The sequence below is a fragment of the Streptomonospora halophila genome, assembly GCF_039542725.1.
GTDB lineage: Bacteria > Actinomycetota > Actinomycetes > Streptosporangiales > Streptosporangiaceae > Streptomonospora > Streptomonospora halophila.
This window is the reverse complement of the sequence record NZ_BAABIK010000001.1, coordinates 55,183-76,782: the sequence shown is the minus strand read 5'-3', so window position 1 is coordinate 76,782 and position 21,600 is coordinate 55,183. Positions and strand designations below refer to the sequence as shown.

General features: G+C 73.5%; 19 protein-coding genes. 6 read left to right on the top strand and 13 right to left on the bottom strand.

Features of this window, described 5'->3' with window-relative positions; genetic code table 11:
* Positions 1 to 233: 233 nt before the first annotated feature.
* From ABEA15_RS00340 to ABEA15_RS00325, 4 genes are all read right to left on the bottom strand, one after another.
* On the bottom strand, positions 234 to 419 hold the full coding sequence (locus tag ABEA15_RS00340) for a hypothetical protein (protein WP_345554935.1): 186 nt from the start codon (positions 417 to 419) through the stop codon (positions 234 to 236).
* Between the two features lie 183 nt (positions 420 to 602).
* On the bottom strand, positions 603 to 1,232 hold the full coding sequence (locus ABEA15_RS00335) for a TetR/AcrR family transcriptional regulator (RefSeq protein ID WP_344140291.1): 630 nt from the start codon (positions 1,230 to 1,232) through the stop codon (positions 603 to 605).
* Between the two features lie 151 nt (positions 1,233 to 1,383).
* On the bottom strand, positions 1,384 to 2,292 hold the full coding sequence (locus ABEA15_RS00330) for an ABC transporter ATP-binding protein (protein WP_344140762.1): 909 nt from the start codon (positions 2,290 to 2,292) through the stop codon (positions 1,384 to 1,386).
* Between the two features lies 1 nt (position 2,293).
* Positions 2,294 to 3,196, bottom strand: coding sequence for an ABC transporter permease (locus ABEA15_RS00325; protein WP_344140293.1), 903 nt, complete (start codon positions 3,194 to 3,196; stop codon positions 2,294 to 2,296).
* A 252-nt stretch (positions 3,197 to 3,448) separates the two neighbouring features.
* Here ABEA15_RS00325 and ABEA15_RS00320 point away from each other — a divergent pair, with 252 nt between their 5' ends.
* From ABEA15_RS00320 to ABEA15_RS00310, 3 genes are all read left to right on the top strand, one after another.
* Entirely contained in the window at positions 3,449 to 4,030 is a 582-nt protein-coding gene (locus ABEA15_RS00320) for a TetR/AcrR family transcriptional regulator (protein WP_345554934.1), read from the top strand.
* 205 nt (positions 4,031 to 4,235) lie between these two features.
* Positions 4,236 to 5,303 carry a hypothetical protein gene (locus ABEA15_RS00315; protein ID WP_344140297.1) on the top strand — a complete coding sequence of 356 codons (1,068 nt, stop codon included), beginning with the start codon at positions 4,236 to 4,238 and terminating at the stop codon, positions 5,301 to 5,303.
* Positions 5,304 to 5,696: 393 nt separating this feature from the next.
* Positions 5,697 to 8,594: a glycoside hydrolase family 9 protein gene (locus ABEA15_RS00310; protein ID WP_345554933.1), complete on the top strand. Its 2,898-nt coding sequence runs from the start codon at positions 5,697 to 5,699 to the stop codon at positions 8,592 to 8,594.
* A gap of 120 nt (positions 8,595 to 8,714) precedes the next feature.
* Here the strand turns inward: ABEA15_RS00310 and ABEA15_RS00305 are convergent, their stop codons facing one another.
* Positions 8,715 to 9,731 (bottom strand): DUF2207 domain-containing protein, encoded by a 1,017-nt coding sequence (locus ABEA15_RS00305; protein ID WP_345554932.1) that lies wholly within the window; start codon positions 9,729 to 9,731, stop codon positions 8,715 to 8,717.
* A gap of 197 nt (positions 9,732 to 9,928) precedes the next feature.
* On the opposite strand from ABEA15_RS00305, the gene ABEA15_RS00300 reads away from it, so the two are divergent.
* Positions 9,929 to 10,951, top strand: coding sequence for a sodium:calcium antiporter (locus ABEA15_RS00300; RefSeq protein ID WP_344140303.1), 1,023 nt, complete (start codon positions 9,929 to 9,931; stop codon positions 10,949 to 10,951).
* Here the strand turns inward: ABEA15_RS00300 and ABEA15_RS00295 are convergent.
* From ABEA15_RS00295 to ABEA15_RS00280, 4 genes are all read right to left on the bottom strand, one after another.
* Positions 10,948 to 11,943: a cation diffusion facilitator family transporter gene (locus ABEA15_RS00295; protein WP_345554931.1), complete on the bottom strand. Its 996-nt coding sequence runs from the start codon at positions 11,941 to 11,943 to the stop codon at positions 10,948 to 10,950. The two genes, ABEA15_RS00300 and ABEA15_RS00295, sit on opposite strands and share 4 nt — an antisense overlap.
* Before the next feature lie 141 nt (positions 11,944 to 12,084).
* On the bottom strand, positions 12,085 to 12,543 hold the full coding sequence (locus tag ABEA15_RS00290) for a winged helix-turn-helix domain-containing protein (protein WP_345554930.1): 459 nt from the start codon (positions 12,541 to 12,543) through the stop codon (positions 12,085 to 12,087).
* On the bottom strand, positions 12,543 to 13,025 hold the full coding sequence (locus ABEA15_RS00285; protein WP_344140309.1) for a hypothetical protein: 483 nt from the start codon (positions 13,023 to 13,025) through the stop codon (positions 12,543 to 12,545). Before ABEA15_RS00285 ends, ABEA15_RS00290 begins: the two co-directional genes overlap by 1 nt.
* Before the next feature lie 453 nt (positions 13,026 to 13,478).
* Positions 13,479 to 14,666 (bottom strand): oxygenase MpaB family protein, encoded by a 1,188-nt coding sequence (locus ABEA15_RS00280; RefSeq protein WP_345554929.1) that lies wholly within the window; start codon positions 14,664 to 14,666, stop codon positions 13,479 to 13,481.
* A gap of 309 nt (positions 14,667 to 14,975) precedes the next feature.
* On the opposite strand from ABEA15_RS00280, the gene gndA reads away from it, so the two are divergent.
* Complete coding sequence (gene gndA, locus ABEA15_RS00275) at positions 14,976 to 16,418, top strand: NADP-dependent phosphogluconate dehydrogenase (protein ID WP_345554928.1); 1,443 nt, start codon at positions 14,976 to 14,978, stop codon at positions 16,416 to 16,418.
* Between the two features lie 73 nt (positions 16,419 to 16,491).
* On the opposite strand, the gene ABEA15_RS00270 is transcribed toward gndA, so the two are convergent.
* Positions 16,492 to 17,310: an ABC transporter permease gene (locus ABEA15_RS00270; protein WP_344140315.1), complete on the bottom strand. Its 819-nt coding sequence runs from the start codon at positions 17,308 to 17,310 to the stop codon at positions 16,492 to 16,494.
* Positions 17,307 to 18,293 carry an ABC transporter ATP-binding protein gene (locus ABEA15_RS00265; RefSeq protein ID WP_345554927.1) on the bottom strand — a complete coding sequence of 329 codons (987 nt, stop codon included), beginning with the start codon at positions 18,291 to 18,293 and terminating at the stop codon, positions 17,307 to 17,309. Before ABEA15_RS00265 ends, ABEA15_RS00270 begins: the two co-directional genes overlap by 4 nt.
* A gap of 304 nt (positions 18,294 to 18,597) precedes the next feature.
* On the opposite strand from ABEA15_RS00265, the gene ABEA15_RS00260 reads away from it, so the two are divergent.
* Complete coding sequence (locus ABEA15_RS00260; protein WP_345554926.1) at positions 18,598 to 18,927, top strand: hypothetical protein; 330 nt, start codon at positions 18,598 to 18,600, stop codon at positions 18,925 to 18,927.
* 671 nt (positions 18,928 to 19,598) lie between these two features.
* On the opposite strand, the gene ABEA15_RS00255 is transcribed toward ABEA15_RS00260, so the two are convergent.
* Together ABEA15_RS00255 and ABEA15_RS00250 are read right to left on the bottom strand one after the other, a co-directional pair.
* Complete coding sequence (locus ABEA15_RS00255) at positions 19,599 to 20,453, bottom strand: SAM-dependent methyltransferase (protein ID WP_345554925.1); 855 nt, start codon at positions 20,451 to 20,453, stop codon at positions 19,599 to 19,601.
* 294 nt (positions 20,454 to 20,747) lie between these two features.
* Complete coding sequence (locus ABEA15_RS00250; RefSeq protein WP_345554924.1) at positions 20,748 to 21,479, bottom strand: sugar isomerase domain-containing protein; 732 nt, start codon at positions 21,477 to 21,479, stop codon at positions 20,748 to 20,750.
* Between the last annotated feature and the right edge of the window lie 121 nt (positions 21,480 to 21,600).

Here is a 21,600-nt window from a genome sequence, read left to right as displayed (position 1 = left end):
CACGGATGAAGGACGGGGAACGCGGTTTCGAGAAGGGGGAAGATCGCCTCTGCGCGGTACCCGGATTCGGTATCCGCGCAACCTTGGAACCCGCACCGCCTTCCGCGGTCCGCGACCTCGCGAATAATCATCGGATGATGGAATCCGGCTGGGCGAAGAACCCGGACGACCACCCTTTGCGCGGCGGCATCCCTGCGGCCGGCCCCGCCCGCTCAGACCGGGGGTGGTGCCGACTACGGCCGCCGGTGCCGTCCGCGCGGTGCGGAGCGGGCGGCGCGCAGCAGGACCGCCGCGAGCGCGATGGCCAGGACGGCCGCTGCGGCTCCGCGGGCCACCGCCGGCACACGCGTGCGGCGCGGCGCCGGCGCCTCCCGGCCGGACGAGCAGGGGCCGGACTTCTGCGGCTGTGGTTCGGACATGGTCAAACCGCCTTTCCGCTGAGTCCGCGAGGGCCGGCAGCAGGCCGGACCGCCGATCTGATGCCGGCCCGGTCTCGCGGATGCTTACGCACACGCAAACAACCGTGCGTTTGCACGTGCATTTATGCTACCGATTTGTCCCCGGGACCGCCAGCTACCGAGGCGGTCGGCTCCCGCCCCCGCCTACCGCCCGCGCGGCGCCAGCCCCTCGAAGGCCAGGCGCGTCACGGCGTCGGCGATCGCCGCGGCGTCGTAGCGGCCGTCCGGCCGATACCACTCGACCAGCGAGTTGACCATTCCGAACAGCAGCCGGCTGGTCAGCTCCGGCGGGATGTCGGCGCGCAGCGAACCCTCGTCGGCGGCGGCGCGCACCAGGTCGGCCAGCTTCGCGTCGATCTCCCGGCGCCGGCGCAGCGCCTCCAGCTCGACCTCGCTGTTGCCGTGCACGCGCAGCAGCAGCGTCACCGCCGGGAGGTGCTCGACCAGCACGTGCACGGCCTGGCGCACTGCGAAGACCAGGCGGTCGCCGGCGGTTCCGTGTGCCCCGTCCTCGCTGGCCACGGCGGTGTCGATGACCTCAGCGAGCGCGTCCAGCGCCTCATTGAGCGCGCCTTTGAGCAGGTCGGCCTTACTCGGGAAGTGGTGGTAGATGGCCGACTTGGTCAGCCCCAGCTCGCGGGCGAGGTCGCCGACGCTCGTGCCGTCGTAGCCCCTGCGGTTGAACAGGTCCACGGCGCAGCGAAGGACCGTCTCCTGGTCGTACCCGGGCCGCCCGCGGCGCGGCGCCTGCCTGGTCGGCGAAGGGCGTGGCATGGAGCCCACGATCCCATACGCGCCCGAGCGGCGGAAACGCGGAGCGGAGCCCCCGCAGAGGGCTCCGAAGGCGCACGGGCCGATCGCGTGTCCCGGCGCCGGGCGCCGGGCGCGGCGCGGCGCCGCCCGCTCCGGTGCGGGCGGGACCGCCTCAGCTGTTCATGAACTCCTCGTAGGCCTCCAGCACCTCTTCGGTGGGGCCGTCCATCACCAGGCTGCCGCTCTCCAGCCACAGCACCCGGTCGCAGGTGTCGCGGATGGACTTGTTGCTGTGGCTGACCAGGAAGACCGTGCCCGCCTCGCCGCGCAGCTCGCGGATGCGCGCCTCGGAGCGCCGGCGGAACTTGCGGTCGCCGGTGGCCAGCGCCTCGTCGATCATCAGCACGTCGTGGTTCTTGGCCGAGGCGATCGCGAAGCGCAGCCGGGCGGCCATGCCCGAGGAGTAGGCGCGCATCGGCAGCGAGCTGAAGTCGCCCTTCTCGTTGATCCCGGAGAACTTGATGATGTCCTCGCGCTTCTCGTAGGCCTCCTGCGGCGTCATGCCCATCGCCAGGCAGCCGAGGATGACGTTGCGCTCGCCGCTGAGGTCGTTCATCAGGGCGGCGTTGACGCCCAGCAGCGAGGGCTGGCCCTCGGTGTAGACGCGGCCGGCCTCGGCCGGCATCAGCCCGGCGATCGCGCGCAGGATCGTGGACTTGCCGGAGCCGTTGGAGCCGATCACGCCGATGGCCTCGCCCCGGTAGGCGGTGAAGCTCACGCCCTTGATGGCGTGCACCGTGCGGCCGCCCTTCTTCTCCGAAGCGTCGGAGCGCCCCGTCAGGCGGCGCAGCGCCCGGGAGGCGCGCCCGCGGCCGTTCCGCCGCTGCTCCTGCGGCTGCTCCTGCCGGGCCGCTGCGGCCTGGGCGCGCAGCTCGGCCTTGCCCTTGCCGCCGCCCTTGCCCCTGCCGCCGGCCGCGGAGCCGCGCAGGCGGTAGACGATGTGCAGGTTGTCCACGATGACCGTGGGCGGCTGCTCCTGCTCCGCCTCGGCCTGCCCGCTCTGCTGGGCCTGTTCGGACACGTCAGTCACGGCCGTACTCCTCCTCAGCCCGGTAGAAGTAGACGAACCCCGCGAACAGCGAGAGCAGCGCCCAGCCGAGGGCGAGCAGCCAGACGTGGTCCGGCAGGTACTCGGTGCCGAAGTTCTCGGTGTTCATCAGCGCGAATCGCATGAGGTCGATGTAGACGGCGGCCGGCTGCATGTCCAGCAGGTGCAGTACCCACGGGGGTGCGTCCGCGGCCCGGTCCTCCACCAAGTACAGCACGCCCGACCCGTACATCCAGGCACGCAGCACGAACGGCAGCCACTGCGCGGCGTCGGTCGACTTGCTGCCCAGCCGGGCCGCCCACATCGCCAGGCCGGTGTTGAACATCAGCTGCAGCGCCAGGACGGGCACGACCAGCAGCCAACCCCAGTCGGGGTAGTTGCCCCGCGCCACGACGATCACGATCAGCACCACCATGGAGATCGCGATCTGCCGGAGCTGGATGGTCACCTGCGTGAGCGGCAGCACCGCGCGGGGGAAGTGCAGCGCCCGGATCAGTCCGCGCTCGCCGGAGATGGACTTCACGCCGCTCGTCATCGTGTTGCGGGTGAAGGTGAACACGAACACGCCGGTCACCAGGAACGAGACGAAGTCCGCCACGCCCCGGCTGGTGCCGAGGAGGAGACCGAAGATCAGGTAGTACACCGCCGCGTTCAGCAGCGGAGTCAGGACGAACCAGAGCCCGCCGAGCCGGGCTCGGGTGTACTTGGCGCTCGACCGCGCTCTTGCGAACTCGCCGATGAAGTACCGGTGCTGCCACAACCTGCGGAGGTACTCGACCAGGCCCGGCCGCGCACCGCTGACCGACAGCCCGTGCTCGGCCGCCAGGTGCGCTGCTTCGGGATCCGGCCGATCCCTGGTGATTCCGTCTTGTGCCACGCTTCTGCTCACTTCGGGTTGCTCTCAGAAACTAAGGGGTGGGGGCGCCGCGACAGCTCCCGACCAGTGCTTCACCTGCGAAATCACGTCAGAACGCAACCGTTTCGTCGCTCCGCCAGCGTAGATCGAAAAAGGACAGAACGCAACCGTTTCGTCCTGCGTTAGGATGGCCTTGTGTCCGATGCAGAGAACCAACCCCGGCGAGGGCGACGCGCACCCGCGGGAGCCGCTGTTCTGCAGAAGGATGTCACGGTGGCGATCCAGGCGGCCGTCTTCACCGAACTCGCGAAGCACGGGTACGGGCGCCTGTCCATCGAGGCCGTGGCCAGGCGGGCGGGCGTCGGCAAGACGGCAATCTACCGCCGCTGGAGCTCCAAGCTGCAAATGGTCGTCGAGGTCGTCTCGGCGGCCGCGGTGAAGGTGATGCCGGTGCCTGACACCGGAACGCTGAGCGGCGACATACGCGAACTGCTCGACGCGGGGGCCCAGGCGATGCGCCACCCTCTGGCATCGCAGATCGTACCCGACCTTTTGGCCGAAGCGGCTAGGAACCCCGACATAGCCGAAACTCTGGAGAACGCGCTGCGGGAGACGCAGCAGGGCCTCAGCGCGGTGATGGTCAAGAACGCGGTCGAGCGCGGCGACCTCCCCGCCGACACCGACGCCGAACTCGCCTTCGACATGGTCTTCGGCCCGCTGTACTGGCGCGTCGCCGTCACCCGCAGGCCCGCCTCCGACGACTACCTGGACAGCCTGGCCGAGGGCGCGACCGCGGCCCTGATCGCCGCGCACGGCCCGGCGGCACCGCCGGGCGGTCAAGAGGCCGCCGGATAGCCGGCGTGCTGCGGCACCGGGCCGCGGCGGGGATACGGACCCGTGAAGGACGCACTTCCGCTATAGCCGCCGAATTCCGGCCGCATCCGCCACCCCGCCCGTCTCTCCAGGCCATACGAAGACCCCGGGGCTGCACGACGTGTGACACGTACTACTACGCTGCCTGCTTCGCCGGTGTGCAGGGGTCAATGGCAGGGGAAAGGCTATGAGCTGGAGCGATGTCAACACGTGGGGCAAACGCGCCCTGGCGGCGTCCACCGTGGCGGCGCTGCTCGCGGGCGGCTTCGGCGGCTACGTGTGGGTGGCGCAGCAGTCGCCCGGTGCCCGGCTGGCCGAGGCGTGCAGCGGCATGCTGCCGGTGGACGAGGTGCTGGCGCTGACCGGTACGACCGCGAGCGGATTCGGCGGCGACGACCTCGAACTCAGCAGCACCACCTACGACCACACGCCGGGCGTGGCGGAACCGGACGGACTCCCGGCATCCTGCACAGCCAACTACGTCCGCGTGCAGATCGAGACGGTGAGCGGCAGTAGCGAACCCATTGTCACCGGCGACTCCAGCGGCCCTGACGAGCCGCTTCCGGTACCGCTGCCCGCCGACTGGTCCGGCTTTCTGGTCAGCGAAGACGAGGGGGACAGCCTCGGCGCCTCCGTCCTGCTGGACTGCCCGAACTGGGATCGCCGGCAGGGTTCCGGCATCCTGGTCAACGTCGAAACCGGGGGCTACTCCTCCGTGCTGCGCGATACGGCCCGTGTCGCCACCGCGACCGCGGAGCGGGCGGCGCGGGCCACCGGCTGCGAAGCCGAGCCCGGCGGCAGGATCGGCGAGATCGATTCCCCGGACGCCACCGTTGCCCACCTGCGGGCCCACCGCGCCGAAGGCACCTGCAAGGGCGTGGCGTCGCACCTGTGGGTGCTGGAGACGGCCGCGCGCACCGCACCGGTCGAATCCTGCGTGCTTGAAGGCTCGCTGGCGCTGCGGTCCTCCTACGGCCCCTACGTGCGCAACGCCGGCGAGCAGAGATACGGCGGTTGGGGGGCGGCCACCGGTGCCACCTCCACCGCCGTGTGGGGTTCGGCGGCCTGCGGCGGCGCCCTGGGCGACGCCGTGTACTCGGTGCATCCCGTCGAGGACAGCGGTCGCAGCTTCGCCGACACCCCGCTGACCCGAAGCGAGCACGCCGATCTGCGCACCTTCGCCGAAGCCTCGGCCGAGCGGCACGGCTGCGCAGAGCCCGACCTGCCCGCCGAACCCTCCGAGCCCGCCGGTTGACAGGCCGTCGGGTAACCGGATGATCGCCGACCCGCAGGACCCGACCCCTATGATCTGTAGCTATCGTAAAGGAAAACGATTTCCATTTGCGATGGCTACAAGATCGGCGGGGGTCGGCTGCACGGGCCGGTGCCGTGCGAGTCGAGACCGGTTCGTTATGCGCGCCCGTGCGACCGCCGGACGGCGAGTTCACGGCGGACGCGGGGCCGCGCAGTCGAACGGTTCGAGGCGCCTGCCCCGGCGGCGGCAGCGAGTGTGTCCATTGACACACTACCCGCGCACTGTCACGATCCGGTGTGGGAGCGCTCCCAGACGCCGGTCCCACAACAACAGCACATCGGCGAGTCCCCGCCCGCTCTTCACGATCCCCCATCCCCCAACGTGAGGACTCTCATGAGCCCATCCCCATCCCGCGGCGGATTCGCCGCAGGGGCGGTCACGGCCGCCTCCGCTCTCGCATTGTCCCTGCTGGCCGGAGCCCCCGCCGCGCAGGCGGCCGAGCTCGTGGTCAACGGCTCGTTCGACGACGGCAAGACCGGCTGGTGGAACACCGAGAACGCCCCCGCCGAGGTCGCCGACGGCCGGTTGTGCGCCGACGTCGAAGGAGGCACCGCCAACGCCTGGGACGCGATCGTCGGCCAGGACGGCGTCTCCCTCACCTCCGGCGAGTCCTACGAGCTGACCTTCACCGCCAGCGCCGAACCGGGGACCACCGTCCGCGCACTGGTCCAGGAGCCGGTGGACCCCTACACCGCCTACCTGACCGAGAACCCGGCCCTCACCGCCGAACCGCAGACCTTCAGCTACGTCTTCACCGCCGACGCGACCCTCGAGGACGCCCAGCTGGCCTTCCAGATCGGCGGCGAGGCCGACGCCTGGACGTTCTGCCTGGACGACGTGTCGCTGCAGGACGGCGCCGAGCCGCCCGTCTACGAACCCGACACCGGTCCGCCGGTCAAGGTCAACCAGGTCGGCTACCTGCCGGACGGGCCCAAGAACGCAACGCTGGTCACCGACGCCACCACGGCTCAGCCCTGGACACTGAACGACGCCGCGGGCGAGGCGGTGGCCGAGGGGCGGACCGAGCCGCAGGGCACCGAGCAGAGCTCGGGGCAGAACGTCCACTCCATCGACTTCGGCGACTTCACGACCGAGGGGACCGGGTACACGCTCACCGTCGGCGAGCACACCAGCCACCCCTTCGACATCTCCGGCAGCGCCTACAAGGCCTTGCGCACGGACGCGCTGTCGCTGTACTACCCCCAGCGCAGCGGCATCGAGATCGACGACTCCCTGATGCCCGGCTACGGCCGCGCGGCCGGCCACGTCGGCGTCGAACCCAACCAGGGGGACCTCAGCGTGCCGTGCGCGCCCGACTCCGGCTGCGACTACGAGCTGGACGTCTCCGGCGGCTGGTACGACGCCGGCGACCACGGAAAGTACGTGGTCAACGGCGGCATCTCCGCGGCACAGGTGATGAGCGTGTGGGAGCGCACCTCCTACGCCGACTCGGCCCGCCCGGAGCGGCTGGAGGACGGCACGCTGTCGATCCCCGAGCAGGGCAACGGGGTCCCCGACGTGCTGGACGAGGCGCGCTGGGAGATGGACTTCCTGATGAGGATGCAGGTGCCCGAGGGCGAGGAGCTCGCCGGAATGGCGCACCACAAGATCCACGACGCGGAGTGGACCGGCCTGCCGCTGATGCCGGCCGACGATCCCCAGCCCCGCTACCTCCAGCCGCCCTCCACTGCGGCCACGCTCAACCTCGCTGCCACGGGCGCGCAGTGCGCCCGCGTGTTCGAGCCCTACGACGCCGACTTCGCCGACCGGTGCCTCGCGGCCGCCGAGACGGCGTGGCAGGCGGCGCAGGCCAATCCGGAGGTCTACGCACCGGCCGAGGGCGTCGGCGGCGGCCCCTACAACGACGACGACGTCTCCGACGAGTTCTACTGGGCCGCGGCCGAGCTGTTCATCACCACCGGCGAGCAGTCCTACGAGGACGCGGTCCTGGACTCCCCGCTGCACACCGAGGACGTCTTCACCGCCGGAGGCCTCTCCTGGGGCGCCGTGGCGGCGCTCGGCCGGATGGACCTGGCACTGGTGCCCAACGACCTCGACGACCGCGACCGCGTGGCCGACTCGGTGACCGCCGGCGCCGACGGGTACCTGGAAACGCTGCGGGACCACCCCTTCGGTCTGCCCTACGCGCCCCCGGAGAACGAGTTCGTGTGGGGCTCCAACAGCCAGGTGCTCAACAACATGGTGGTCATGGCCGCGGCCTACGACCTCACCGGCGACACCGCCTACCGCGACGGCGTGCTGGAGGGCATGGACTACATCATGGGCCGCAACGCCCTGGGCCAGTCCTACGTCACCGGCTACGGCGAGAACGACGCCCGCAACCAGCACAGCCGCTGGTACGCCAACCAGCTCGACCCGGACCTGCCCAACCCGCCCGACGGCACGCTCTCGGGCGGACCCAACTCGCAGGCGGGCACCTGGGACCCCGTCGCGCAGGAGAAGCTGGAGGGCTGCGCTCCCCAGTTCTGCTACATCGACGACATCGAGTCCTGGGCCACCAACGAGCTGACCATCAACTGGAACGCGCCGCTGGCGTTCGTGTCCTCGTTCGTCGCCGACCAGACCGGCTCCGGCGGCGTCCCGGACGAGGACGAGACGGCCCCCACGGCCCCGGGCGAGCCCGCGGTCTCGGACGTCACCTCGTCGGAGGCGACCCTGACCTGGGACCCCTCGACCGACGAGGGCGGCAGCGGTGTCGACGGCTACGACGTCTACCGGGTGGACGGCGACTCCGCCCAGAAGATCGGCTCCGCCGACGGCACCTCCTTCACCCTGACCGGGCTGGAGGCCGACACCGAGTACACCGTCCACGTCGTCGCCCGCGACGGGGCGGGCAACGAGTCGGAGCCGAGCCCCAGCGCCGCGTTCACCACCGAGCCGGGTGATACCGGCGGCGGAGCGGCCTGCGAGGTCGAGTACACCTCCAGCGACTGGGACGGCGGGTTCAGCGCGTCGGTGACGGTCACCAACACCGGCGACTCCGCGATCCGCGACTGGAAGCTGGGCTTCGCGTTCACCGAGGGCCAGCGGCTCAAGCACGGGTGGAACGCCGAGTGGTCCCAGGACGGAGACGCGGTCACGGCCACCGGCCTGTCGTGGAACTCCGACATCCCTGCGGGGTCCTCGGTCAGCGCCGGGTTCAACGGCAGCCACGAGGGCTCCAACCCCGCTCCCGAGGAGTTCACGGTCAACGGCGAGACCTGCGCCTGACAGACCCTCCTCCGCCGGGCCGGCCGCCGCGCGTGCGCGGCGGCCGGCCGCCGTCGTGGCCGCGCCGTGCTGAGGGCGCGCACCGGCCCGCGCCGCAGACGGGTGCAGCCGGGGAGCGCATCAACCGCCGCCGCCCCCTCCACCGCCGCCGCCGGCGCCACCACCGCCGCCGCCTCCGCCTCCTCCGCCGCCACCGGCTCCGCCGCCGCCCCCGGCGCCGCCGAAGCCGCCCCCGCGGCCGCGGGTGGTGCCGGTGCTGCTCCCCCCGGCGCCCCCGAAGATGACGTTGACGACGAGGACGGCGGCGATGACGAGCCCGATCGTGACGAAGACCGTCCCCATGCCCGGCGAATCGAGGAAGCCGCCCGCTTCCCGCCCGGTCTCCTCCCCCTCCGGGATGCGCGCGGAGTCCGCCTCCAGTTCGAGGTCGACGCTGAAGGCCTCCCCCGGGTCGACGGGTCCGCTGGTGAACTCCGCGTCGCCGCCCTGGACGTCGGAGCTTGCGCAGGAGTCCTCCGAGGAGGGCTCGCCCGCGTAGCACTCCGCGCTCTCGATCGCTCCGGGCGCGTGCACCCGGGCCCGCGCCGACTCGACGGGGACCTCCCACCCGCTGCCCACGATGTCCTGGAACAGCCGGGGGCGCTCGTCCAGGCCGGAGGTGGAGGTGAGGAGGCTGGTGTAGGTGTAGGTATAGGCGAAGGTCTTCTCGCCGGTGAGCTGCGGGTCGCCGGCCTCCTCCCCGATGGCGGCCACGTCGGAGTCGCCGCTGGTGTAGGTGCTGACGGCGTCGACTCCCCCGGAGTCGGCCACGGTCAGGTCCACCAGACCGAAGTCGTGCTCCTCGCCGTCGATCTCGCCGCTGTGCGGCAGCCACCGCTCCACCGGGTCGCCCGGCGTGTCGCCGAGGCGGTAGGTCAGCTCCTCGCGGACCCGCACCTCGCCGTCCCCGGTGACGGTGACGTCGGCGGCGAACTCGGTGATCACCCGCTCGGACCCCTCCGCGCCGGCCGCAGCGGGCGGCAGCGCCACCGGTGCCGCGGCCAGCGCCGCGGCCGCCGCCCCCGCTCCCAGCGTTCGCGCGGACGTCTTCCACCTCATGGGTCCGGCCGACTGGGGCCGGTTCGTCTTCGCCTCCATGCACGGTCCGACACCGCGGCCGCGCAGCGGGTTCCGGCACGCCCGCCACGTGGCCGGTTCCGGCCCCGTCCGCCCGTGCGGCCCCGGCCGCGACGTGAGGACCGCCACTCCGCGCGGAGCCGGGGGCCGGCTGTCGAAACGGGACGGCGTGGGTAGTGGGAGCCGCGGCAGACGGCGGCGTCGGGAAGCGAGGCGGTATGGACGGGTCGCCGGTGTGGGCCGGCGCGCTGGTGATGATCGCCGCCGCCGTCGTCCTGCTCGTCGTCGGCGGGCCGTTCACCCGGCTGGTGGACCGGCTCGCCGACCGCACCGGGCTCGGCGAGACGCTGGCCGGCATCATCCTGGTGGGTGCGGTGACCGCGCTGCCGGGCCTGATCACCAGTATCCTCGGCGCCGCCCGCGGCGACGCGGCGTTCGCGATGAACAACGCCCTGGGCGGTATCGCGCTGCAGACGACCTTCATCGCCCTGGCGGACCTGTTCTACCGGCGCGCCAACCTCGAACACGCCGCCGCCTCCCTGCCCAACCTGCTCGCCCCGGTCGGGCTGTCCATCATGCTCGGCACCGTGCTGGTCTCGGGCGTGGGGCCGCAGTTCGACGTCATGGGGGTGCATCCGGCCTCGGTGCTGCTGGTGCTGCTGTACGTGTACTGGCTGCGGTTGTCGCGCAGAGTGGGATCGCACCCCATGTGGCGGGTGACCCCGACCCGCAACACGCGCCAAGACGAGCCCGACCCCGCCTCCGAGCGGCCGGGCGAGTCCATGGCGGCGATGTGGGCGAAGTTCGCGGCGCTCGCGGCCGTCGTCTCGGTCACGGGCTACGCCGTCGGCGAGGCCGGGCTGGCGATGATCGAGCAGACGGGCCTGTCGGGCGGCGTGGTCGGCGCCGTGGTGACCGGCTTCGTCACCTCGCTGCCCGAGCTGGTCACCGTGCTCTACGCGGTGCGGATCCGTGCCCTGCACCTGGCGCTGGGCGACATCATCGGCGGAAACGGCTTCGACGTGCTGTTCCTGTCGGCGGCCGACCTGGTCTACCGGGAAGGGCCGATCTACGGCGCGATGACGCCGCAGGTGGAGCTGCTGATCGGGCTGGGCATCGTACTCAACCTGCTGGTGGCGGCCGGTCTGATCCGCCGCCAGGAGCACGGGATCGGGTTCGAGGGCGTGGCGATGTTCGGCGCCTACGTGATCGGCACGGCCTTCCTGGTCGCGATGGGCTAGCCGGCGGAGGGGGCGTCCCCGCCGCCGGTGCCCCCGCCCCCGGCCGGGGCGTCGGGCGCCGCGGGGTCGGCGGGAGCTCCGGCGCGCAGCAGGTCGGGCTCGATGTAGATGTGCCCGGCGATGGGCACGGCCTCGCGGATGCGCTCCTCGGCGGCGTCGATGGCGCGCGCCACGTCGGCGGCGCTGTCGTCGGTGCTGACGGCGATCTTGACGGCGACCAGCAGGTCCTCGGGGCCCAGGTGCAGGGTGCGCATGTGGATGACGGCCTCCACGTCGGGGGTGGCCACCAGCGACTCGCGGACGCGGCGCAGGTCCTCGGGGCTCGCGGACTCCCCGATGAGCAGGCTCTTGACCTCCACCGCCAGCACGACGGCGATCACGACCAGCAGGAGGCCGATGGCGGCGGTGCCGACTCCGTCCCACACTCCGTTGCCGGTGATCAGGGTCAGCCCGACGCCGACCAGCGCGAAGACCAGGCCGAGCAGCGCACCCAGGTCCTCCAGCAGCACCACCGGCAGCTCCGGCGACTTGGAGCGGCGCACGAAGCGCACCCAGCTCGCGTTGCCGCGCACCGCGTTCGACTCGCGGACGGCGGTGCGCAGGGACATCGACTCCAGCCCGATCGCGACCACCAGCACGGCGACCGGCACCCACTGCCAGGACTCGATGGGGTGGGGTTCGGAGATCTTGTGCCAGGCCTCGTAGAGCGCGAACAGGCCGCCCAGGCTGAACAGCACGATCGCGACGAGGAACGCGTAGAGGTAGCGCTCCTGGCCGTAGCCGAAGGGGTGCTCGGGGTCGGCGCGGCGCTTGGCCCGCCTGCCGCCGACGAGCAGCAGCGCCTGGTTGCCGGAGTCGGCCACGGAGTGGATCGACTCGGCGAGCATCGACGAGGAGCCGGTCAGCAGGAACGCGACGAACTTGGTGACGGCGATGCCCAGGTTGGCGGCCAGCGCCGCGACGATCGCCTTCGTGCTTCCCTCGGTGCTCACGTGCTCCCCCGACTCCCCCCGAAATCTGCGTCCGGATGCCGTGGGCATCCTAGTGCGCCCCGGAGCGCGGGCGGCGGCGGAGGCGGAGGGACACGCGGACGCAGGTCCGGCAGGGCCGCGGCGGGTCCCGCGCACCGCGGCTCAGCGATCGCGGCTCGCGGCACCGGTGCCGCGAGCCGAGGGTGCGGCGGGACGGTCCCCCCGCGCGCCGGACCCGTGGGCGGGTCCCGGCACCTCGCCCGACTCCCGCCCGTGCGCCTGTTCGCCGCCGGCATCGGAGTCCGTGCGGACGGCGGGCTCGCGCCTGCCCGAGCGGCCGATGATGGCGTCCAGGGCGGCGACGTGCCCGCGGAAGGCGGCGTCGCCCTGCTCGGTGATGTCCACCAGTGTGCGCCGCCAACCGCGCCCGAGGTCGACCTTGCGCACGGTGAGGTAGCCGGCCGACTCCAGCGCGCTGAGGTGCTTGGACAGGACGGAGTCGCTGACGCCCACCTCGTCGCGGATGAACCGGAACTCGACCCCCTTGCCCGCGGCGATCATGGCCATGACCGACAGCCGCGTGGAGGCGTGGATGAGCTCGTCGAACCGCGGCTCGGGCACTAGAGCGCCCCCTTCGCGGCGGAGGCCCGCCGGCCGAAGCCGATCCGGCCCAGCCAGCGCACGAAGAACCAGGACAGCACCGCCGCCGGTACCGCCGCGGGCAGCGGTGCGGCCCACTCCGGCAGGAAGCCTTCGGCGACCTGCTGCGAGGCCCAGAACACCGCGAACATCGCCGCCAGCCACGCGGCCGCGCCCGCCAGGCGGGCCGGCGTCCACACGCGGCGCGGACCGCTCACGGCGGCCCGGGCGGCCCGCCGGATGCCCAGTACGACGGCCAGCAGGAGCAGCGCGAACCCGAGGCCGGCCAGGAGGATCGACAGGCCCGCGCCCAGTTCGACGCTCGCCAGGACCACGTAGAAGCCCACGGCGTAGAGAAGGTCCATCCACCACAGCGGGCGGTTGCGGCTGAGCTCGGACTCCACCGACTCCCGGCGCCGCCGCACGTCCGCCAGTGCGGCGCGCGCCTCGTGCTCGCTGTCCATCCCGCTCCCTCTCGCATCGCCGAACCGTTCCACTTTCCACAATAGAAAGCGGACCCGCTTTCCGTCAAGGAAACCGGCTGGGCGGGCCTGGGACGCGCCGGGAGGCGGGTGGCGCCGGCGGGACTCGGCGACGAGGCGGCGGGGCCGATCACGGGCCGCCGCACGGGGGCGGCGTCCGGGGGCGGCGTCCGCCCGGCGGTCCGGGCCGGCGGGCGAGCGGGAGGCGCCCTCAGCGGGCGGCGGTTCGGCGGCCGGCGGATGCGGGACGCGCGCCCGGGGGCGGCGTGGGAACGCCGCCGGACGGGAAGGGCGCGCCGCCGGATGGACGGAATCCGGCGGCGCGCCCGCGCCCTGCCCGCTACGCCCGGAACGGCAGGACGGCCCTGCTGCGCAACGCTAGAGGACCGCGCCGATCGGCGTCGCCGGGCTGGCCGGAGGCGGCCAGTCGAGCGTTCAGGCCTGCCCGGCCTCCCCGGCCGTCTCGTCGCGGTACTCGGCGCCCGGCAGGTACGCGAACTCGCCGCGGCGGTACTCGATGTGCTCGGCCAGCGCCTGACGCCACGACTCGCCGTTGGCCCGCTCCCAGCGGCGGACCCGGGCGTTGGCCATCGCCAGCAGCGGGACGTAGGGGGTCGCGTCCTCGGCGCCGAGCCCCAGCGCGTCGGCGAGCTCGTCGCCCTGGATCAGCCGGGTCAGCGCGTCCAGCAGCCGCCTGACGGCGCCGCCCTGCAGCGGCAGCACCGAACCCAGGGGGCCCGTGGCCAGCGCGTCCAGCAGGGCGTGCACGAGCGCGCCCGCGGTCTCGTCCGGACGGCCGTTGGCCGTTTCGAGCAGCCCGAGCACCCGCTCGGCCGATGCGTGGTCGACCACGTCGGCGCAGAAGCGCGGGTCCACGCCCAGCAGCGCCCCGAGGTGGCGCCAGTAGCGGTAGAGGTCGCGCTCCTCGTCCCCGGTCAGCACGATGCCGACCTTCTCCAGCGCGCGGAAGGGCACGACGGTGAAGTCCAGCCAGGTGCGCGCGGCGTCGGCCTGGTTGATGGGCACACCCCACCGCCGGGCGTCCCACCCGCGCCGCTGCGCTGCCGCGCGGACACGGGCGTGCAGGAGGCGGACCTGGACCGTGTCGACGTAGCCGGGCGCACCGCGCAGCAGGCCGCCGGGCAGGATCGCGTTGGTGCGCCACAGCCCCGTCTCGCCGAGCCGCCGCCCGGCGGACTCGGTGAGCTTGCCGGTCCCGATGAGGACCCGGGCGATCGCCGGTGCGCTGTAGGTGTGCACCAGCGACCCCAGGGCGAGCGCGATCCGGCTCCAGAACGGGTCGACGGCGATGCTGGCGACGTCGCCCCGCTCCAGCAGTTCCCGGTCCGCCCCGGCGACCGCCTCCTCCGACTCCCGCAGCAGTTCCGCGATCCCGTCGGGGGCCTCCGGCAGCGACGCGAGACCGTCGCGCAGGCCCGCGGCGAAGGTGCGGCGGGCCGCGGCGCCGCCGGCGGACAGTTCGGCGAAGGCGGCGTCGGCGACCGGGTCGCCGGTGCGCAGGCCCTCGGCGAGGAGCGCGACCCGGGACTCGCCGTGCTCCCGGGCCGCCTGTTCGGGCTCAAGCAGGCGCATCGGGGCGGCGGGGACTGATCGGTCGGACATCCGGACCTCTCTGCAGGGTGCTGCCGTGCGCGGGGCACAGCGGCGCGGGTCGTCGCCGCACGGCGGCAAGCCGCGCACGCGCGGCGCGCGTGCGGCGCCGCGCGGGCACCCTACACACCGCCGCGGCCGCCCACCGCCCGGGTCCCTCGCGCTCGGCCCCTCGCGCCCGCGCACGTGTCGCCCGCCACAGCGCGACACCGCCCGCGCATCGCGCGTCCGCGCATGGGCAGCGCCTAATGTGCAGACGCAGACAGCGCACAGAACGGCCTCCGGGCTCGGGGGACCGCACACGTCCAGCAGGGGGCAGCAATGGACACACCGGCCGACATCGGCGTCACCGGCCTGGCCGTGATGGGCCGCAACCTCGCGCGCAACCTCGCCCGCAGCGGGTACTCGGTCGCGGTGCACAACCGCACACCCGCCAGGACCCGCGCTCTCGTGGAGGAGTTCGGCGGCGAGGGCGCCTTCCGGCCCGCCGAGTCGGCGAAGGACTTCGTCGCCTCGCTGAAGCGGCCCCGGAGGCTGATCACCATGGTCAAGGCGGGCGAGGCGACCGACGCCGTCATCGCCGAGTTCGCCCCGCTGCTCGACGAGGGCGACGTCATCGTCGACGGCGGCAACGCCCACTTCGCCGACACCCGCCGCCGCGAGCGCGAGCTGCGCGAGCGCGGCATCCACTTCGTGGGCGCCGGGATCTCCGGCGGCGAGGAGGGCGCGCTGCACGGTCCCAGCATCATGCCCGGCGGCTCCGCCGAGGCCTACGACTCGCTGGGCCCGATGCTGGAGAGCATCGCCGCCAAGGCGGCCGACGGCTCGCCCTGCACGACCCACGTCGGCACCGACGGCGCCGGGCACTTCGTCAAGATGGTGCACAACGGCATCGAGTACGCCGACATGCAGCTCATCGGCGAGGCCTACCACCTGCTGCGCGACGTCGCCGGCTACAGCCCCGGGCAGATCGCCGAGGTGTTTCGGACCTGGAACGGCGGGCGGCTGGACTCCTACCTGATGGAGGTCTCGGCCGAGGTGCTGGCCCACACCGACGCCGAGACCGGCGCGCCGTTCGTCGACGTGGTCGCCGACCGCGCCGAGCAGAAGGGCACCGGGCGCTGGACCGTGCAGACCGCGCTTGAGCTGGGTGTGCCGGTTTCGGGCATCGCCGAGGCCGTGTTCGCGCGCTCCCTCTCCGGCCACACGAGCCTGCGCGCGGCGGGCGCCGGCCTGCCCGGCCCCCGCGCCGAGGCCATGGACACCGACGCCGCCGGCAGATTCGCCGACCAGGTCGAGCAGGCGCTCTACGCGTCGAAGCTGGTCTCCTACGCCCAGGGCTGGCACATGCTGCGCGCGGGCGCCGAGGAGTACGGCTGGAACCTCGACCTGGGCGCGATCGCGGCGATCTGGCGCGGCGGGTGCATCATCCGGGCGGCGTTCCTGGACCGCATCCGCTCAGCCTACGCCGCCGACCCCGGTCTGGAGACGCTGCTGGCCGACGCCGACTTCGCGGCGGAGATCGGCCGCGCCCAGGGCGACTGGCGGGCCGTCGCGGCCACGGCACTGCGCCACGGCGTCCCGGCGCCCGGGTTCTCCGCGGCGCTGGCGTACTACGACGGGCTGCGCGCGGACCGGCTGCCGGCCGCCCTCACCCAGGCCCAGCGCGACTTCTTCGGAGCGCACACCTACCGCCGCGTGGACCGCGACGGCGTCTTCCACACGCTCTGGGGCGGCGACCGCACCCAGGAGCGCGCCGACTGAGCGCCCGCGAACGCTCCGGGGCCGGGACGCGTCCCGGCCCCGGGCTGCCGGCCCGCCGCGTGCGGGCCGCGGGTCAGACGCCGCGCCGCATGGCGCGCGTCCCCAGGGCCAGTCCCGCGGCCGCCACGGCGGCCGCCGCCAGGGCTCCGTGCAGTACCACCGCCTCGGCGAACCGCCCGGCGAACAGCGCTCTCTCGGCGTCGGCGATGTAGGCGACGGGGTTGACGGCGGCGGCCGCCCGCAGCCAGGCCGGCCCGGAGTCGAGCGGCAGCAGCACGCCCGATAGCAGGAGCAGCGGGAACAGCAGCATCTGGGTGACGCCGTAGAACAGCTCGCCGTTGGGCTGGGAGGCCAGCGCCAGCGTGAACGACAGCGCGCCCAGCCCCACGCCGAACACGGTCAGCAGCGCGAGCCCCGCCAGCACGCCCAGCGGGTGCAGCTCGAACCCCAGCGGCAGCGCGAGCGCGACGATCAGCACCGCCTGCACGGCCAGCACCACCGACTCCTTCAGGGTCCGCCCGATCAGCATGGCGGTGCGGTTCAGCGGACTGACCAGCATCCGCTCCAGCGAGCCGCCGAGCAGCTCCACCAGCAGCGTGTAGCCGGCCATCATCGGCCCGAACAGGCACAGCAGCACCAGCACGCCGGGCACGAACCACTGCCATGGCGGCTGCCCGCCGGCGAAACCGCCCGAGCCGCCCAGCAGCGGGCCGAACAGGAACAGGAACAGCAGCGGCTGGACCATGGTGAAGGCCAGGCCGACCGGTTCCCGCACGGTCGGGCCGGCCTCGCGCAGGAGCACCGTCCAGGTGTCGTGCAGAAAGGAGCCGCCCCGGTGCGGCCGGGGCTCCGCGGAGCCGGTGGTGGGCGAGTAGCTCGCGGGTGCGTTCATGCGGCGGCCTCCTCCGCTCGCTCGGACTCCTCCAGGCTGCGGCCGGTCAGGGCGAGGAAGACGTCGTCGAGGGTGGGCCGCGCGGTCTCCGCGGCGGCGGTCGTGACGCCGGCGCCTTCCAGGACGCGCAGGAGCGCGGGCAGCGCCGCGTCGGCGCGCGGCACCCGCACCTCGACGCGTCCGCCGTTCCCCGTCGCGACCTGTCCGGCCCCGAACATGCGCGCCGCCGTGTCGGCGACCGCCGCGAGGTCGACCGCGTCGGCGGGTTCGACGGAGACGACGGAGACGAGGTCGCCGGCGAAGTCGCGCTTGAGCCGGTCGGCGGTGCCGTCGGCGATGACGCGTCCGCCGTCGATGACGACCACGCGTTCGGCCATCGTGTCGGCCTCCTCCAGATAGTGGGTGGTCAGGAACAGGGTCGTGCCGTAGTGCTCGCGCAGCCGCAGGATGTACTCCCACACGCTCGCGCGGCTGTGCGGGTCGAGCCCCGTGGTGGGCTCGTCGAGGAACAGCAGCGGCGGGCGGTGCACCAGCCCCAGCGCGATGTCGAGGCGGCGCCGCTGGCCGCCCGACAGCGTCGAGGGCGTGCGGCGGGCCATCGGGACCAGGTCGAGCGTCTCCAGCACCTCGTCGGCGCGCCGGCGGGCCTGCGCGCGGCTCATTCCGTAGCAGCGGCCCTGGTTGACGAGCTCGTCGCGCACCCGGAAGTTCTCGCCCGCACCGCTGCGCTGGCCGACATAGCCGATCCGGGCGCGCACACCCGCGGGATCGGCCGCGATGTCGCACCCGGCCACCGTGGCGGTCCCGGAGGTGGGCGGCAGCAGTGTGGTGAGCATGCGCAGGCAGGTCGACTTCCCCGCCCCGTTGGGACCGAGGAACGCGACGAGCTGCCCCGGTTCGACGTCGATGTCCAGGCCGCGCACCGCCTCGACCCGCTCTCGTTTGACCTTGAAGCTCCGGGTCAGCCCCCGGGCACGGATCATCTCGCCCCTCCATGGATTCTTGTCCCGGAAATTTCCGGGCACAACTGGGACACCCCCTGGTGGGGGCGGCCGAGGAACGAATCGATTCTGGATCCGCGGGTTCTTGGAAAGCAAATGCGAACACTACGTTCACGTTTTTCTGACCTGCGAAAACGCCGCCCCGACTCCGGCCGCCGAGCGCCGCCCGGGCGCCTTTTTCCACGCCCCTGCCTGGCGGTTCGGCCGCGATCGAATTCGCGCGTGAATTCACGGCCCCGCCGGACCGTTCCCCTGCCGCCCCGCGCGCGGCGTCGTCACGCCGGCGGTGCGCGACCCGCAGCACCCGGACCGGCTCGACGCGTCCGCCTATACGGGCGAAGGGCTCGGCGAGCCGGCGCCCGTCCGGGTGAGCGCGGCGGAGGGTGAGCAAGCGCAGGCGTTCACGCTCGGCGAGGCTCCCGCGCTGGAGGACGTGCAGGACCTGATGGCCATCGCGCTGGAGGAGACCCGGATTCCCGGCGAGCGCGTCGAGCGCGTCGAGCGCGACGCGCCTCCGGGGACGCCGTTCGCGTCGGCGTCACCGTCGCCTCGCCCCGCGCTTGGCGAGGCGGAGTTCGACGCCCACGGCCGCCTGATCGAGGCGGTGCGGCTGTGAGGCAGGCGCGACGAGGGCCGGCCGCGCCGCGGGGCGGTCGCCCCGCCACAGCACCGTGGTGGCGGCCGTGGTCGGGTTGCGGCCACGGCGCAGGTGCACAGGAGACCCGGTAGCGTCGCCCCGAGCCGGTGGTGGTCGTGGACGCGACCGCCTCCGGGCGGGGCACCGGGACCGAGGACCGCGGGCTCGACCGTCCGCCGTCCTCGCCGCCTCGTCGCGACCGCCACCGGCGGGTACCCGAACCGATGGGCTCGGGCTCGGCCGTTCGCCGCCCTCGCTGCCCCGTCGGGTGCGTAACCGGCGGGTACCCGAACCGATGGGCTCGGGCTCGACCGTCGCCTCCGGGCGGGGCCCCGTTTCCACCGTCACGCTGTGCTGCGTCGGGGAGCACGGCGGGCGCGCGGAGATCGCTGCTTCCGGTCCCGGCCATGGCACCGCTCAACGCCGCCGTGCTCGCCGCCGGAGTCGGCCGGGTCCACGCCGCCTTCGCCCCGGCCCGGCGGCGCAACCGCCGCGCGCGGGCCGCGTCCGCGCGTGGAGGTGACGGCGAGGACAGCGGGCGGGGGACGTGCGGCGACGGCGGACCGGGTGCGGACGCGAGCGGCGGCGCACGCGCGCGGCTCAGAGGCAGCTCGGTCGCCGGCGACCGAGCGCCCGGCCGGCGGCGCGGCTCAGGGCTTGCGGCCGACGGCGCAGAAGGCGTCGACCTCGGGCGGCGCCCCGCCGTCGGCCGTGGGCGCGGGCCGCCAGCGCGAGGTGGACACGACGCCGGGCTCCAGGATCTCCAGCCCCGTGAAGAAGCGGCGGATCTGCTCGGGACTGCGCAGCGTGATTCCCGGCGTAGCGCTCTCGTTCCACCGGCGAACCGCCTCCTCGGAGACCTCGCCGTGCACGACGCTGGTGTCGTGGGCGAGGACGAGGTAACTCCCGGAGGGCAGCGCCTCCACCAGGCGGCCGACGATCTCGTACGGGTGCTGGTCGTCGGGGATGTGCTCGACGACGCCGAGCATGGTCAGCGCGACCGGCCGGCTCAGGTCCAGCGTCCTGGACGCGGCCTTCAGCACGGCGGCCGGCTCGCGCAGGTCGGCGTGGACGTAGTCGGTGGCGCCCTCGCGGGTGCCCGCGAGCAGCGCGCGGGCGTGCGCGTGGATCAGGGGGTCGTTGTCGACGTAGACGATGCGCGACTCGGGCGCGGCCGCCTGGGCCACCTCGTGGGTGTTGTCCGCGGTGGGCAGACCGCTGCCGACGTCGAGGCACTGGCGGATACCGGCCTCGGCGACCAGGTGGGTGACGGCGCGGCCGAGGAAGTCGCGGTCGGCGCGGGCGAGCTCGACGACGGTGGGCAGGAACTCGCGGATGCGGTCGCCGAGCTCGCGGTCGGCGGCGAAGTTGTCCTCGCCGCCGAGCCAGTAGTTCCACACGCGGCCGGTGTGCGGGACCGTGGTGTCGACGTCGGGTATCTGGGCGGCGCCGGTCGCCGGGACTTCCGCGGACCGGTCGGAGGTGTCGTCGCCTGGACGGTTCATCGCATGACCCCTGGGAGGTGGAGGGCTGCACGTGCGCCGGCGGTGCGCGGACCTAAGCGGACCTAAGGGGAGCACCGCCGCAGTGTCCCTTTCTAGCAGCAAGCGGCGGCGCCGGGCGGTGGCCCGGTGACCCCCCGCACACGGCGCCCGCCGCGTCCGGCCCGAGGAGGGACCGGACGGGGCGCAGCGGGCACCTACGGGGGGTTCCGGTGCGGGTACGCCGGGCTGCCGCGGCGCGGCACTTCAGGGGGGAAGGAGGCAGGGGCGCCGCGGCTCCGCCGCGCGCAGCCCCGCTCACCCCAGCTCGGGCACGCGGGGCTGATACCGCTCCAGCAAGCCGGCGTTGGCCTCGTCGCCGCCGGGCATGTTGGAGGAGCGCCACAGCGGCAGGCGGATCCCGGCCGCGGCGGCACGGGAGTGCAGCTCGGCGAGCAGCAGGTTCCACAGGAAGGCGTTGGCCAGGCTGGACACGGCGCCGGTCTCGGGACTCGCAGGCGGGTAGGAGACGTCGCCGGGGAGCACGCAGGTGTCGAGCACGTGGTCGGCCTCCTCGCTGAGGGTGCTGCCGGCGCGCGGGGGCGCCGCGGCGTTGCACTCCCGCGAGGTGACGGCGACGACGGGGATTCTGCGGTCGGCGGCCTCGCGCGCCAACTCCACCGGATAGAAGTTGACGCCCGAGGTGGAGAACACGAACAGCACGTCGCCCGCCTCCGGCTTGGCGCGGGCCAGCACCTCGGCGGCCAGTCCCCGCTTGCGCTCGGCCGCAGTGCTGGAGGACGCACCGTTGACCGGCAGCAGCTCCGGCGCGTGCAGCGGTTTCACTGTGGCGAGCCCTCCAGCGCGGTAGAAGGCCTCGGTGACGGCGTTGAAGGAGTGGCCCGCACCCGCGGCGAGGACGACCCCGCCGCCCTCGACCACCCGCTCCATCAGCACGTCGGCGACCTCGGCCAGCGCCGCGGCGTTGCGCTCCTGGACGAGCGCGAGCCGATCGCGCATCAGCGCCCCGAAGTCCGCTTCCTGGGTCATGGATTCCTTTCGGCGTGGTTGTGGTGGCGTGCCCACTGCGAGCAGCGGGCGGCCGGCCCGGCCGCTCCCGTCGGCCCGGACACGGACGGTCCTTCCGGGCCTCCGGCGCGGGGGCCCTGTG

Coding starts and splice junctions, on each gene's coding strand:
- ABEA15_RS00340 (WP_345554935.1), bottom strand. CDS start 419: ATGTCCGAACCACAGCCGCAGAAGTCCGGCCCCTGCTCGTCCGGCCGG.
- ABEA15_RS00335 (WP_344140291.1), bottom strand. CDS start 1,232: ATGCCACGCCCTTCGCCGACCAGGCAGGCGCCGCGCCGCGGGCGGCCC.
- ABEA15_RS00315 (WP_344140297.1), top strand. CDS start 4,236: ATGAGCTGGAGCGATGTCAACACGTGGGGCAAACGCGCCCTGGCGGCG.
- ABEA15_RS00310 (WP_345554933.1), top strand. CDS start 5,697: ATGAGCCCATCCCCATCCCGCGGCGGATTCGCCGCAGGGGCGGTCACG.
- ABEA15_RS00305 (WP_345554932.1), bottom strand. CDS start 9,731: ATGGAGGCGAAGACGAACCGGCCCCAGTCGGCCGGACCCATGAGGTGG.
- ABEA15_RS00300 (WP_344140303.1), top strand. CDS start 9,929: ATGGACGGGTCGCCGGTGTGGGCCGGCGCGCTGGTGATGATCGCCGCC.
- ABEA15_RS00285 (WP_344140309.1), bottom strand. CDS start 13,025: ATGGACAGCGAGCACGAGGCGCGCGCCGCACTGGCGGACGTGCGGCGG.
- ABEA15_RS00280 (WP_345554929.1), bottom strand. CDS start 14,666: ATGTCCGACCGATCAGTCCCCGCCGCCCCGATGCGCCTGCTTGAGCCC.
- gndA (WP_345554928.1), top strand. CDS start 14,976: ATGGACACACCGGCCGACATCGGCGTCACCGGCCTGGCCGTGATGGGC.
- ABEA15_RS00270 (WP_344140315.1), bottom strand. CDS start 17,310: ATGAACGCACCCGCGAGCTACTCGCCCACCACCGGCTCCGCGGAGCCC.
- ABEA15_RS00265 (WP_345554927.1), bottom strand. CDS start 18,293: ATGATCCGTGCCCGGGGGCTGACCCGGAGCTTCAAGGTCAAACGAGAG.
- ABEA15_RS00255 (WP_345554925.1), bottom strand. CDS start 20,453: ATGAACCGTCCAGGCGACGACACCTCCGACCGGTCCGCGGAAGTCCCG.
- ABEA15_RS00250 (WP_345554924.1), bottom strand. CDS start 21,479: ATGACCCAGGAAGCGGACTTCGGGGCGCTGATGCGCGATCGGCTCGCG.